The organism is Paenibacillus sp. 32352, from assembly GCF_002042965.1.
In the GTDB taxonomy this organism is placed as follows: domain Bacteria; phylum Bacillota; class Bacilli; order Paenibacillales; family NBRC-103111; genus Paenibacillus_S; species Paenibacillus_S vulneris.
Genome location: NZ_MZNT01000011.1, coordinates 161,930 through 175,053, shown reverse-complemented (window position 1 = coordinate 175,053; position 13,124 = coordinate 161,930). Strand labels below are relative to the sequence as shown.

The 13,124-nt window shown below is 43.0% G+C and carries 12 protein-coding genes; all 12 read right to left on the bottom strand.

Annotation, left to right across the window (positions count from 1 at the left end):
- Nucleotides 1-73 precede the first annotated feature (73 nt).
- A complete protein-coding gene (locus B1728_RS24230; RefSeq protein ID WP_079913000.1) occupies nucleotides 74-712 on the bottom strand; it encodes a hypothetical protein in 639 nt (212 codons plus the stop codon).
- Between the two features lie 14 nt (nucleotides 713-726).
- Nucleotides 727-1,392, bottom strand: coding sequence for a hypothetical protein (locus B1728_RS24225; RefSeq protein ID WP_079912999.1), 666 nt, complete (start codon nucleotides 1,390-1,392; stop codon nucleotides 727-729).
- A 39-nt stretch (nucleotides 1,393-1,431) separates the two neighbouring features.
- Nucleotides 1,432-1,956, bottom strand: a complete 525-nt coding sequence (locus B1728_RS24220) for a recombinase family protein (RefSeq protein WP_079912998.1) — start codon at nucleotides 1,954-1,956, stop codon at nucleotides 1,432-1,434.
- A gap of 1,040 nt (nucleotides 1,957-2,996) precedes the next feature.
- Nucleotides 2,997-3,725, bottom strand: a complete 729-nt coding sequence (locus B1728_RS24215) for a hypothetical protein (protein ID WP_079912997.1) — start codon at nucleotides 3,723-3,725, stop codon at nucleotides 2,997-2,999.
- A 287-nt stretch (nucleotides 3,726-4,012) separates the two neighbouring features.
- On the bottom strand, nucleotides 4,013-4,420 hold the full coding sequence (locus B1728_RS24210) for a hypothetical protein (RefSeq protein ID WP_079912996.1): 408 nt from the start codon (nucleotides 4,418-4,420) through the stop codon (nucleotides 4,013-4,015).
- Between the two features lie 97 nt (nucleotides 4,421-4,517).
- The gene (locus tag B1728_RS24205) at nucleotides 4,518-4,994 is read right to left on the bottom strand and encodes a hypothetical protein (RefSeq protein WP_079912995.1); all 477 of its coding nucleotides are present in this window, start codon (nucleotides 4,992-4,994) and stop codon (nucleotides 4,518-4,520) included.
- Complete coding sequence (locus B1728_RS24200; protein WP_079912994.1) at nucleotides 4,975-5,370, bottom strand: hypothetical protein; 396 nt, start codon at nucleotides 5,368-5,370, stop codon at nucleotides 4,975-4,977. Before B1728_RS24200 ends, B1728_RS24205 begins: the two co-directional genes overlap by 20 nt.
- A 51-nt stretch (nucleotides 5,371-5,421) precedes the next feature.
- Nucleotides 5,422-6,321, bottom strand: a complete 900-nt coding sequence (locus tag B1728_RS24195) for a DNA adenine methylase (protein ID WP_079912993.1) — start codon at nucleotides 6,319-6,321, stop codon at nucleotides 5,422-5,424.
- Nucleotides 6,308-7,069, bottom strand: a complete 762-nt coding sequence (locus tag B1728_RS24190) for a hypothetical protein (RefSeq protein ID WP_079912992.1) — start codon at nucleotides 7,067-7,069, stop codon at nucleotides 6,308-6,310. Before B1728_RS24190 ends, B1728_RS24195 begins: the two co-directional genes overlap by 14 nt.
- 631 nt (nucleotides 7,070-7,700) lie before the next feature.
- Nucleotides 7,701-8,015, bottom strand: a complete 315-nt coding sequence (locus B1728_RS24185) for a hypothetical protein (RefSeq protein WP_079912991.1) — start codon at nucleotides 8,013-8,015, stop codon at nucleotides 7,701-7,703.
- A 125-nt stretch (nucleotides 8,016-8,140) separates the two neighbouring features.
- Nucleotides 8,141-11,533, bottom strand: coding sequence for a hypothetical protein (locus tag B1728_RS24180; RefSeq protein WP_079912990.1), 3,393 nt, complete (start codon nucleotides 11,531-11,533; stop codon nucleotides 8,141-8,143).
- Nucleotides 11,523-13,064: a hypothetical protein gene (locus tag B1728_RS24175; protein ID WP_079912989.1), complete on the bottom strand. Its 1,542-nt coding sequence runs from the start codon at nucleotides 13,062-13,064 to the stop codon at nucleotides 11,523-11,525. The genes B1728_RS24180 and B1728_RS24175 overlap by 11 nt, the downstream gene beginning before the upstream one ends.
- Between the last annotated feature and the right edge of the window lie 60 nt (nucleotides 13,065-13,124).

The window sequence follows — 13,124 nt, the reverse complement described above, 5'->3', positions numbered from 1 at the left end:
CTCCTTGCCATTCACCATATTCAACTTAAATCCCACTATACTGAATCCCCTTTAACTAGTCTTGTTTATACACTCACACGTTGAAAACGATTTGCCCTCTACGCTTTACAAGTACGTTACGTTCGAGATTATAATTCCTATGTTCCAAATTATCCTTCTTGGTTCCTAAGATAAGATTCGAAGCAGAATTATTAAATGTGTCAAGATCAAGGTGATTGTTTTCATAAATTGAATCGATACCTAGCATTCCGACTTCTCCGTTCTTGAACAAGCCGATCATTTGATGATCTTTCAAAATGATTCCTTTCCTAAGGGTGCAACACTTATATTCGTTATCGTCACCTGATCCCTGTCCACTCACCATTAACCCTTTTCTCTTAGTGGGATAGAACACGCCATTTGCATAGATCAGTGTCATTTCTTTATATCCGCGCTTTTTCCGAGAATAGAGTTTGTTACCATCCTTAAGAAGCTCACGAATTCTGTTATCAATTCGTCCAAAGAAACCTTGCTCCTGATCCACAAGAAAAGTGAAACGCTCGAACGATGAATGTTCAACATTATCGAGGAGATGCTTCCTATTCTTGAGAATTGCCCAACACGCCTTATTTTTCTCCGAAGGAATCAAGAATGTAGGTTTGCCGTTCAAATCATCAATGTAGGAAGGCAATTCCAAAGATTTAGGATTTACAGTTTCAGCAATAGTTATCATGGTAAACGACCTCCTTAAGCTGTATGAGTATTGTTGTCATAAAGACCCAGTGCTTCGCCAAGTTTACGGTGCCTTAAGATGTATTCGATGAGTCCTCCCAACGAATTAACGTCCTTCAAGAAGTCGATCATTACAATTTTGCACTGCGGGACTTGTAAGAAGGTGAAGTCCTTATAGTCTTGAACCAGACGGGAGAGAGTCGTCATGCTGCGACAGTTACCAGCAAGGGCATTTTTCATGGTTGCGCTCAAACTCGTTACGTAACGCTTACCACTTGGGCGTTCCCTTTCAACAATATGATCCTCCACCAGTTCGAAAACTTCTTTGACCATGCTTATATTCAAGCCCAAGCTCTCCAACCAAGAGTCATTATTGGCAAAAGAGTCGACCTGAACATAAGTTTCAGATACCCCTCTAACGCCAGCTTCATATTCTTCCGACGAGATTAAAGGCACTTCCCGATCAATTACCGACATTTTAACATTACGCTCGATGGTGCGTCCGAAAGCTCCAGCATTGAACTCAGGCTTTGTTAGCTTGCCTTCTGCCATCTTAACGAAACCCTCACTCAGACCTATACGTTCAAACTCGTTAAGCTGTTTGATAGACTTATTCGGAACTACAGCAGAAGCTGCCTTCTGGACTTGATCGACTGTTGGATTTGCGCTAAATGTAAGCATTGCGATCCCTTCCTCCCTGAAAATCTCTATGTCTCTCTCTTACGCTTCAAACATTCTAATCAACTCATAGAACTTAGCCCTATACTTCAACCCTAAAGCCCTATACGCTGTATCCGCTTTCATATCTCCGAAGCGGTAATCCTTGTAAACATCATAAAAGTTACTTGGATATTCCAGTGCTTTACGACCAACTTTACTTTCTCGGGTTGAGACAATTTCTTCTTTGGCTGCGGTAAATTTATCAAGATAATCAACAACCTTCAAACTATGATCATCCAAAAGTAGTCCACCATCATCTTCATCAAGAATCGTTAGATTTGAACCGATTGAGTTTAAAGTGGAGAGTAATCTACTTAATTGACCAATATCATCAGCCAGCTGAATGAACCCCCGAACAATAATAGTGTCGTTCGCTTTGACCATTTCGAGCATTTCAGCTAACTGAAGCCCCTTAGATGCGCCAAACTCATCAGCCAAGTCCACGTAAAGCTTATCTGGCTGCGCCTGTTCTATAAATGCATCAATTTCCTTTTTTGTTCTTGCTCTAACATACCCCAACTTCATAACCATACATCCCCTTAAATGGCTGTGTAGATTGCCAGTAATGTGACCAGTAGTGCGGCAGTGGTAGCTCCAGAAATGTTTCTTACTACCACAGACTCTGCATCTAGTGTCAATCTAAAAGTTGTGAAGCCGAAACCGAGACAAACTATACCCGCGATACAAAGTGCCGTTGTCATATCGATCAACCTCCCCCTTTTTTACTGTAATTAATTTCCTTTTATATAATTATAATAACATAAATTATCAGTTAATTCAAGTAGTTTACTGTACAATTTTCAAGATTATTTTCACAAACCGACCCGTTCCGACAACGCTAAGCGGGGCGTGAATACGAATACCAAGCGTCAGGCGACCGTGGGGCGCACAGACAAGCGATTAAGGGGAGGGTGATGAGGTAACAGCGGAAAAGAGGCGGGACAAGCGTGAAGCGATTTTGGAGGGCGAAGCGATGGCAAGGCAATTAGAGGGCTACCCCGAATGGGGCGATCCGAAGCCGAGGGGCGACTTTACTGATTTTTAGGGGTTTGTACTTCGCGGATGACCGAATACTAATTAGCGAGTTGGTTAGGTCGGGAATTCTGTTTAATCTGCCTGGGTGGTCGGGTGAATCTTGAACGTGGAGTGATTTCTCGTCTAAACATGTCTTTGTGTTTGACGAAAAAGACTCAACTTCTTGCAAACTGTTCTTACTCTGCATGAAAAAGACTCATCTTCATAAGAACTGTGCTTATTACGTAGGTAATAAACTCATTTTGTGCTGAGCTGTCCTTATCACGTAGTTAATAAGCTCATATTTAATCGGAGGACAACGTCTATTGGACAGGTTCGTGAGCATATGCTGTGCGTGTAACGCCAGCTTATGGGCTCATTCTAGCTGAAAATAGAAAGAGAGCAGCTGCAGCTACTCTCTTTCTAAGTTTATTGGGACAGGCTCATGAGATACCCCTGCTCTAGCTGTTACAGGGTTGATGTGTTCCTTCACGATAACCTGAAGCATTACCAGCTGACCGAGATCGGGGATAGCTATCTCCGAAGCACGCCTACATTCTAACTAGAATGTTTCTGTTTTTTTTCGGTTTCAGGGTCATCTCAAGTCTTTCCCAAAGGAACTTGTCCTTAAAAACTACCCTAACAAGCTCCATAAGAGAGCGTTTTTCTAAGTAATATATTACTTCATCGGTTAGTGGTGTTCCGTCAGGCTCGACACTAATATCGGCTAGGCAATTTTTGTACTTAGTTACTAGTTCATCAGCCATTTTCCGACTGGATTCGAATTTATTCTCTACTCTGGGTTTCTTCACGACTGTCTTGGTCGGAACCAGCGTTGCATTAATTAATGGATCGATGGTATCGAACAGGGATTCCCCTAATTCCTTAAGATGGGCTTCTACAATAATGAACACCTTGAAGTGGATTTCACGATCTTCTTTAGCCTTCGCCTCGTCTTCGATCGATATATTCTTATCAGGCAATTCGATACCCCGTCCAGATCTGGTGGGTGCATCTAGTCTCAAATCTGATACTTTTTCATCACCGATCTGCTTTCTCGACTTACCGATAACCTCATCGTTACTGATCTTCTCGCCATATTTACTGTAGCTTTGGATATTTTCCTTCATCTCGCCATTTAAACAGTCCATGACCAGCTTACTAATGGCTACTCTTTTATAATCATCACAATGAGGATCTTTAAGCTCTTTTAGCAGGTGAGCAATTTTCTTAAAGTCTTCCTCATGGAACCTTCTCTCGTTGACGCTGAACGTAATCACTTTCCCACACTCCTTATTCTAATAATATCGGTCGGAGTGTTCCAGATCTACAGAGAACATTCGATTGGATGACCCTTCGGTCAGGTGTTGGTTACCGAACTGGCGAATTAAGAGCAAATAAAGACAAAAACCCCTTAGGCGGGGTTAGGGCGAGACGAACGGCAAGATTTTGAAGGGCGTATTCGCCATTGTAAGCCAGAGTTCGGGGCATCCATTACCAGCGGAAGCCCCGAGGGGGATTGAGACGGCGTAGAGGGCATTTTGAAAGGCTTACTTTTCGCTAACTGCTATCGCGAACCACTGACTCCATACTGGCATAATGAGCGAAACATTACCCAACGCCTATACCGAAGCGATACTACAACTGAATTAGCATACTGTACCAAAGGGAACAACTCGCAGAAAGATTCCTCATCTTGCATACCGTATTTAGCAAAATATGACCGAACATTACACTCAAACTCGTTTACAAAGACATCTACATCGTCGATGTCTTTGTAAAATATCAAGTCTGCTGTCAGCTTATGGATCTGCCCCTTCTTGAACCCCTTCATGCGAAGAATGTTTCTCAAAACCCCAACCTGTACCTGAGCTACATGTGATACAGTGTTATATTCATTCGGGTCGAAGCCTAAGACGTAGGTTTGTCCGTTTACTTCATATGCGGTTTCGATAAGTGGGTGCTGTTTAATCATTTTTATTTTTCCTCCTGTGGCTTTGAGCCGGTTAATTTGTGGTCAAGGGCTTCATTACCCCGATAAGAATACATGGTGCGCTTAAAAGGTCTATGATTTAGATACATCTTAGATGGAACCGTTGATTGTCGATATCCATATGAGTCCTGGCTTCCCAACCGAACTCACCTTCATGGTAGGATTGTACTCGGTCGAGCAACTGTAGCATCGGGAACCATCGAATTAGGGCGATACCATCTCGGATAACATAGGCTGCTATGTAGGCTTCAACACAGGTCTTGAGATTCTCATGATCATTAACATCTGGGTCTAAATATATAAGAGAGTCGATAAACGCTTCGGTCGCTCCATCATCACCTTTTTGAAACATGTTGAATAGGGTTTGAGCTTGGTGTTTACCTTCTTCGGTCAAATTCTGGGCGGCTTCGGTCGAGTCGAAGCCCAATAGGTAGACCTCTTCATCGATCTCGTAGGCATTAGAAAAGGTCAATGACTGTCTTAACATCGATGATCCCTTATTTTGAATTACATTCCTTTCGCGTTCCCGATATATGTTATTTGTGCCATCTAACATAATGAATCCTCCCTCCGAGAATTAGAGGTTCGTGTTGAGGCATAATAAGAACTATCTTTCCTTGAAGGTACGCTTCTACTTCATCGATTATTTGCAGAATTGGGAACAATCGCTGTAAATGTGCATCTACCTCAAGGGCATAATTGGCTATACATGCTTCAAACTGTGTTATGAAAGCTTTCAACCCATAATATCCTCCCTTACCCCTCCGAGCCTGTGAAATAATAAAGTCATGAAGCTCTCTGACTGGAGTAGCACCAAAATACAATTTGCAAAGCTTATCTGCGCGAGCTTTACCGCTCTTGGTTAATAGGGGAGCTACTTTTTCAGGATCAAATCCTAGAACATATTCTGCGTTTCCAATAATTTTTATCATAGGTGTATTACTCTCCTTCTAATTTTTTTAGGGGTGATATTCTGGGTTTAACTACTCCTCATCAATGTCGAATGGAGCTGTTGGTAGTGCATACTCCGGTATTGGGAAGTTTGTCCAAATGAACTCTGGTCTCTTACGACCTGTCGACGAACTAGCTACATGCACCATGCCAATGAAGTAGCAGTAGAATCCGTTGCTGTCGGTAAGACGGTCATAGATATCGTTCGGGTAGCCGCATAGGATGACCTTCGCCTTTAAGTCATCCTTAAGCAAGTTGTCGACTAGTCCTTCCTGCCGTTCGAGATTGAATTTATGCTTGTAAGCCTTTGTCTCCTTGGTCTTGCCGTTAGCATCTGTCTCGACATATGGCGGATCGAGGATAAATAGGTAGTCATCTCTATGTTTATACTTGTCGAAAGAAAACTCGTAGTCATCGTTAGTGTAAATCACATCTTCGTATACCCCTTCTAGTGCATAGAACTTTAGGGCAACCTTATCGATCTTGATACCACGGTTGACATTTTCTTGGCAGAAAGTTTGCCGATCTGCAGCGCGGGAATACTCGGTGACCACATATGTCATCGCGGCGGCGGCTACCTCGTCGATGGTTGTATCAATCTCCTGCTTAAAAGTCTCGAATACCTCTGCGTTTATGATATTTGGATCATCAATCAACTGAATCTGGTCGAGCAGGTCTTCAACCTTGTCAGGATCTTGCAAACAACGATGAAGGGCGAGAACCCCTCTATCTATCTCATTGCCCAGGCGGAACTCTATATACGGATGCTCATAATGGGTGTGAATCCGATTACCTCCAAGAAAAAGGTCGCAAATCCCAGTTAAATCATACTCCTCGACTGAATAATCCAAGACTTCTATTAGAGGGTCGAGCAATTGGCTCTTCCCTCCGAGTGTTTTCATAGGTGGGCGAACCCCTTTACGCTGCGGCATAATGTTGTTCAACCTCCTTCAATAGAGATGGCTTTAATTTAAAGGTGTACATCTTAATTTCTTTATTTGTGGCTACTACTGTTGACTTATCAAATCTCCTATCAGCAAGGCTTGCTCTTAATAAACCCAGTCTAATTAGACCTTTCAATACCTCTCGGTAATCTTTATCTGACATACCCCAAGGATCGAGAATCTCTTCACGCAGAATACTAGGAAAGAATGCTACAACTAGAACTTCACCTGTATCCTCTTGATCGAGAATAGCTCCATAATGCTCTTCCCTGTCAAAACCGTTACTGCTGTAAGTCGGGAACATTTCTTTATTCTCTAAATAGAACTTTGCAATCGCCCTGGCATTTTTCAAAGCGTTTTGATCATCAAGGTCAAGCATGTCGGTTAGATCGATTGTTTCAAAGACATGATTACTCTTAATCAGAGCCTCCACATATATGTTCAAGGCACCAATGAAGCTTTGCTTTGTTGGTGTTCCTGTTTCACTCATTTTCCCTACAATTACTTCAACCTTTCTCCGATCTGAAAAATCCTTTAAGGTGAATAACACCTTTTGACCGTAACTATTACTTGTCAGCTCAACATAGTTGGTCTCGCCTTTGAATTTACGGTAATAGCCCCGAAGTACTCTAACTTGCCAGTAATCCGTTGCAGTAATAAGCGTTTTGTTATTAAGTTTTAACAAAATCGAATCTGCTGCTTCCTGAGTTTGGTTCTGTAAGAATTCCGATCTCATTTTTGTTTCCTCCAGTTGTAATTAATTTAGTGGTATTCAGTTTTCAAAGGGCAATTTTTGTTGATTGCTTACACTCTAGGGGCTGATACCTCTTGAAATTGAAGTTCCAACTCCCCCAACTCGGATTCAGATCGCCAAGATCTCGGGTTTTTGATGATTTTCGATTTTCAAAGGGCGATTTGATTTGCCTGATTGCCTACACTTGAATGTCTGCTACCTCTTGAATTTGAGTTCAACTCCACCCAGTGGAGGTTCATGTCCTGATTTGGGTATTCATGTCTTGCTTTAAGGAAGGATGATTCCTGAATGTGAGGATGGAATGAATACTGGTCGGGTGGATGGGTGAGATAGGCAAGTCGGAATATGAAGGAGGAAAATAAAGAAACCCAACTCTGAGCGAGTTGAGTTGTGGTGGGTTAGTTGATGTTGAACGTTGGTTTATATTTGAGCAGTTCTCTGCTTACTACTATCTTCTAGATCAGCGATAATGTGTTGATGTTGATTTTGGTTTAATAATATTTTTCAAGCTGCTTGGGTGACCTAAAAAAGTCGGATCTCCCTTTCACCGCTACATAAATGACTCAAAATACATAAAGAAGCTGACATTTTTCATGCCAGCTCCATAACTCCATTATTCGAAATATTGTTTAGAAAGCTCAGTGTACTTACGAAAGATAGCGGTGACTTCCGAATGTGGAGTAAAACTCGAAATGTCGAGCCGCCCAAAAATTTCCTTCACCTCGTAAATAGCTACCTCAAGGGGCAAATTTTTAGACGCAAAAAAATTCTCAACCTCGGTAAACATCTGCTCAATCAATTCAAGCACCGGCTCTGGGAATTGCCACGGCTGCACATCATAAAAGCCTTCATTTGGATCGATGTCGGGAATGAGCGGGACGCTCCAAGGGAATCGATTATACAAGGTAATCTCACTAAGTTTTGGCATATAAGAACCCCTTCCAAGAAAAGTTGGTTGTATTCTAACTTGGAAATCTGAAATACTCCAGCTTGTAGAAATATAAAAGAGAAGGCTCCGTTTTAGAAGGAACCTTCTCTTTGTTTCGTACACATTTACTGAACTGAGCCAAATGTGTCGAGAACCGATGAATTGGTGGCTATGAACTGTGGAGATTGCTGCACGCCGATTTTACCAGTGGAGCTGTCGGCAGTCATCTGAGCATTGCCCGCTTTAAGGTGGAGCTTCGTAAAGCCAGGTGCTCCAGTACTGTGAAACTTCATTTTATCAACTGGTGCTGCAAGGTCAGGAGTCAATTCAAATGGAAGCTTATCCGAATAGTTTAGGCTCGGGAGAGCGAAAGTCGTTAGATATTCCCTTACGACGAGTAAGCTGCTGTCCTCAGAATACCAACCTTTACCTACTGCTATATCATTCAATCCACGAACAGCAGCTGCGAGGGATGCGAATTTCGCCTCAGTGAGTTTAGCTCCACTGCCGGATTCGAATGTGTTGAACACATTGTCAGTGGTTGAGATGTGCATGCGCTCAAGTGCATTTTTCAAATCTTCGGACAAAGCGCTCAGATCCCGAGAGCCATTTACCCCGATTAGCTTTCCGCCGCGCACTTCGAGAACATGGCTTACCACTTTCGTGGACTTCTCTTCAACCGTTAACTTAGATGCTTGACCACCGTATTCCTTACCGCTGATGACGAACTTACCGTCAGCATCGAAAGTCACTTGCCACTTGCCTGTATCTTGATTCTTAGTTGCATACTCTGCCAAGTAAGAATCATTAATGGTATCAGTGTTGTAGCTCGACGACGGATTCCAACTATTTTTGTAAGCGGAGCTGCCAATGTCCAAAGCATAGGTCTTAATTTCAAGATCACCCTTGACGTCAAAGCTGTTAGTTGTAGCCGATCCTTTCAGAATCACATCTTTGTCCGAGTTTAACCGTGTTGCTAAAGCTTTCGCTGCAGGATCGGTTGCCGTGCTCATGCCTGATACCGAAGGGTTGATCTCAAGTCCGATGAATTTTGCCTGATTATAGCTAACTGGCAAAATTGACCTCGGCTTTTCACCTGCTGCAAAAGCAACACTGGAATTACCGGAAGTATCATCATACCCCATCATAACCTCGGGATATACCGAAAATGAATCCTGACTCTGCTTGGTCTGCCAGTAAAGACCGTTTGTGGATTCCGAAGTTGGATCAAACTCCTTATTTGGCTTACTGTCACTCGGAGTATAATGCTTAAAAAGTGCAGAAACATCGTAATCCGCTGTACGAGTGTTTTGGGAAGCTGCCCCCGACCAAGTATACGGATATGACCAACAACCATTTTCACCACAAGCTGTTCCCCATCTGGTTTCACTGTAACTAAAAGTAGCGGCAGGACTCTTTACCCCGTATTTGAACTCCTGGGATTTAGAAACAACTGACTTATCATCGACTACACCTTTACTTGCCGCACCGATCTTACCAGTGAATAAGTTAAAATTGTTTACCCAGTCAGCCAGCTTCGTATTGAACACCGATCCGTTATCCTTAACTGCGAGAAAATCGCCAGCCTCATTAAACGAAGCGGAAGTGCTGTATGGCGTAATGCTCTTAGTTGGTGTGTCGTTAAACAATTTAGCGCGGCTGACGCCCCAAGGTGTTGCAGTAGGATCAACCAATCCGAACGTCAACATACCGGATGGAGAAAGTCTTGGATTTTGGAACGTTTGAGAAGGAAGGTTTAGTGTGAATTGTGACTTATTTGTTTCTTTAGGAGAGATGTTCGACCAATACTGCGAGAGCTTCCACTCTGGAACCTCGAACTTGACGTCAATTGGTTCACCCGGAATATCCTCTCTTGCCTTTACATACAAAGTGAGCTTAGCATTTGAGAAATCACCAGACTTTGCATATTTGTTTTCAACCGAAGAAACTCCATCGCCACCAAGGTACTTATTCAAATCAATCGGACTCGGAACATCATAACCAAGCTCGATTGACCAAGTATTTGAACCATCGGCATTTGGTAAGGAAATTACACCGTCATTACCCCTTGCAGAGACAACGAGCTTGTCCTTATTCAAGTTCTCATTATCCTTTTTATCAACCAAAACAAATTTTGCTGCATCCTCTGGCATTATCTCGTAAGACTTACCTGCATGGTTGACCAGCATACCGTCGGTGATAATCCAGTTACTGAGGGAACCAAGAAGATTTTTGCTTCCTTCTGACCATCCCCGTACTGGTTCGGTGAAAACCTCACCTGTAGGATTACCTCTCTTGTTGACTACTGTTACGTGAACTTCTGCCTCAATAGCAGGGGTGTTCGCATATTTGCCTGCATTCCATTTCTGGAAACCCCACGCTCCGAACGGATTCACAGCAATATCACCGGAAAGAGCAACTTCTTCAGATACTGGCTTTAACGTTTTACTGTAGAGGTCACGCATGTAAGTACGATAGCTAAAAGGCAGGTTACCATTTTCAGCGTAAGGCGAGATAGCTCCCATAGCGGAAGTCGATGCTCCACCTTTGGTGACCGCTTCTGCCTCTCGATTAGCACTCAAGTTTTGAACTGTAGCGTTCGTAGGCTTAGCCGCTTTTTGAATATCAAGATACCAACTTGTCGAATCATGCTCAGGCATGAAACCAAAATCGCGGCTTGTGTAAGCTCTGGCATCCTTTACTGAAATTCCAATCACCGTCTGGAATAACAAAGTCAGTTTGTTTGCCTTAAACGCCGAGTAAAGCTGGCTTTCAAAATTTGTGTACTCAGCGCCTGTCAGAATGCCCCGTTCCTTGATCAGATCAAGGTAACCACTCAAAATCATACCCTGATTAATTTCACTATCAATATCTGGCTTGCCGTCTTTAACAATGTAGCTCTCCAATATCGACTTTAAAGTCGAACCTACTGGTTTGCCCTCTGTTCCAGCAAGACTGCGATTAGAGTTATAGGGATCAATATTTACAAGTGCCCTGCCTATGACCTGTTCAAAGTAATTACTACTTTCCTCAGCTTTATCAGCGTAAAGCAGGGTCTTGTTTATCAACGCACTATGACTCGAAGTCGCCTCACTACCCGAATACAATGGGTTGTTACCGTAGATGGTCAACACTCCATCTTCGGAGGTATACCCCAACAAACCGCTGCTCTCCTTACGGAACAAGGTGTCCGACACCTTGTTCGGAGCAATATACAACATTGTCTTTTCAAGGTCATGGCTGAACTTGAACGGATCTTCAAGATCAGCCACAGTAGCTGCTTCACTTAGAAGCCCATCAGGATTAGCGATAAAACCTACCTGCAAGACTGCCACACTATCTGAGGTTTGAAAATCTCCAGCTGCAGTTCCCGATGTTGCACCACCGGTCGAACCTTTTACCCCGCCTACACCTGCTGAAGCTGCATGAACCATTGACGGAGCTACAAGACCAGTAAAAGAAGAAGCCATCAGTGTTGCTGATAATATAACCTTCATAGCTGAATTCTTAGCTCTCATTTTTCTTCTTCCTTCCCTTATAAAGTACGAAGCATACCGCCGCGCCAAGTAAGGCTGCTACGAACAGTAAAGAGTCCCGAACTATCGAATCGCCTGTGTGCGGAATCGTTACCGATCCTCCAAAGACTACACCGGCTCCGAGAACTACTTTCGTTCGTTCAGAGTTTGGATCAATTACAATGGTGTCGATCTTCCCTGTTTCATTATCCTTAATCATGAAGGATTCGCCTGGGATTACCCCAAAGGCAATGATATTCTTACCTTTATATTTTTTATCCGTGATACTCTCCACGTTGATTACCGTGAAGGTGTACGGCTTACCATCCTTATCAATCTCCAGTGTGTACTTCGGTTTCAAGCCGATATCCATTGTTCCAGAACCGTCCTTGATAATCAGGGGATCAGTCTTTATGGTTGCAATGGCGTACTCACTGTTCAAAGCAACTTTGTAAGTTCCGTCCGGTAAACCGGAAATTGTATTCGCGTCAGGAGAAACAGAATAAGAACTCATTACCCCATCTGAGGATGTTAAAGTGACATCGACTTCTGACCACGATTTGCTGAGATCCATGTTACCGACTGACTTTACATTCACCTTTACCTCACTGGATTGAACGGCTACCTTATTCTCGAATACGATTGGTATCGTAACGGCTTCACCTTGCTGTCTTGTTACGACCGCTTGGGGAAGCTCAATCTCGGCTTTCGTTTGACCATTTACTAACTTGCCTGGGGAAGAAATTTGAAACTTCCAAGTTGTTAGCTTTGTACTGTCGATCCAGACTAAACCATCATCATCCGAAGTTTCCTCGAAGGCTACCTTGTCATTCAAGTTTTTAATGCTTACTGGTGTCTTCTTTAAGGGTGAACCGGAATCAGATTGGAGCATTAGACCAATTTTCATATTGTCAGTCTGTAACGAGCCCCTGATTGGGTGAAGGCTTGTTGCCATAAGATCACTAATTACCTTCTCACTACCTTCATCTCCCTCGACATAGGTGAATTTTTCGATTTGGAATGAGTAACTGGTATTAGGCTCAAGATCACTAAAGGTGTACTGTCCATTTTCGTTCGGTTTCTCACTTCGGAACTTAATGTGCTGCACGACTCCATCGGCTTTTCTAAGAACAAAGGCGAGTTGGTCACCAAGCTTGTAGCCTTGCGGGTGGTTAAAGACCAGATGATATGCACCTTGCACCTTGTCGTAATTTTTGCTGTTACCGACTGTTGTACTGATCAGTTTGTTTTCCTTTACCGACCAAAGCTCTAATGTGAATTCGGGAATAAATGCCTGAGCCTGATACAATACATCCAAATGGATGCCATCTGCTACTGTTCTGTTCGTGTTGTCGACAGTTGGCTCAATTGGAACTGTTACACTAGGAACAGATGCAGGTGCTTCGGTTGGATTGACTGTAGCTTCTGTTTGAACTGGCACAACTGTTATTGACTGACTCTCGGCTGCAGAAACCGTTGATACTGTGAGGACCGAAGCCAAGGTCAGAGTTGCTAAAGTAAGTGACTTCTTCATTTTCAGTTTCCTCCTCCTGTTTGGTTGACGATTTAATGTTCTTTGATTCAAGAACTATCC

Excerpts from the sequence above, each read along its gene's own strand:
- B1728_RS24230 (WP_079913000.1), bottom strand. The coding sequence starts at position 712 with ATGATAACTATTGCTGAAACTGTAAATCCTAAATCTTTGGAATTGCCT.
- B1728_RS24225 (WP_079912999.1), bottom strand. The coding sequence starts at position 1,392 with ATGCTTACATTTAGCGCAAATCCAACAGTCGATCAAGTCCAGAAGGCA.
- B1728_RS24220 (WP_079912998.1), bottom strand. The coding sequence starts at position 1,956 with ATGAAGTTGGGGTATGTTAGAGCAAGAACAAAAAAGGAAATTGATGCA.
- B1728_RS24210 (WP_079912996.1), bottom strand. The coding sequence starts at position 4,420 with ATGATTAAACAGCACCCACTTATCGAAACCGCATATGAAGTAAACGGA.
- B1728_RS24205 (WP_079912995.1), bottom strand. The coding sequence starts at position 4,994 with ATGTTAGATGGCACAAATAACATATATCGGGAACGCGAAAGGAATGTA.
- B1728_RS24200 (WP_079912994.1), bottom strand. The coding sequence starts at position 5,370 with ATGATAAAAATTATTGGAAACGCAGAATATGTTCTAGGATTTGATCCT.
- B1728_RS24195 (WP_079912993.1), bottom strand. The coding sequence starts at position 6,321 with ATGCCGCAGCGTAAAGGGGTTCGCCCACCTATGAAAACACTCGGAGGG.
- B1728_RS24190 (WP_079912992.1), bottom strand. The coding sequence starts at position 7,069 with ATGAGATCGGAATTCTTACAGAACCAAACTCAGGAAGCAGCAGATTCG.
- B1728_RS24185 (WP_079912991.1), bottom strand. The coding sequence starts at position 8,015 with ATGCCAAAACTTAGTGAGATTACCTTGTATAATCGATTCCCTTGGAGC.
- B1728_RS24180 (WP_079912990.1), bottom strand. The coding sequence starts at position 11,533 with ATGAGAGCTAAGAATTCAGCTATGAAGGTTATATTATCAGCAACACTG.
- B1728_RS24175 (WP_079912989.1), bottom strand. The coding sequence starts at position 13,064 with ATGAAGAAGTCACTTACTTTAGCAACTCTGACCTTGGCTTCGGTCCTC.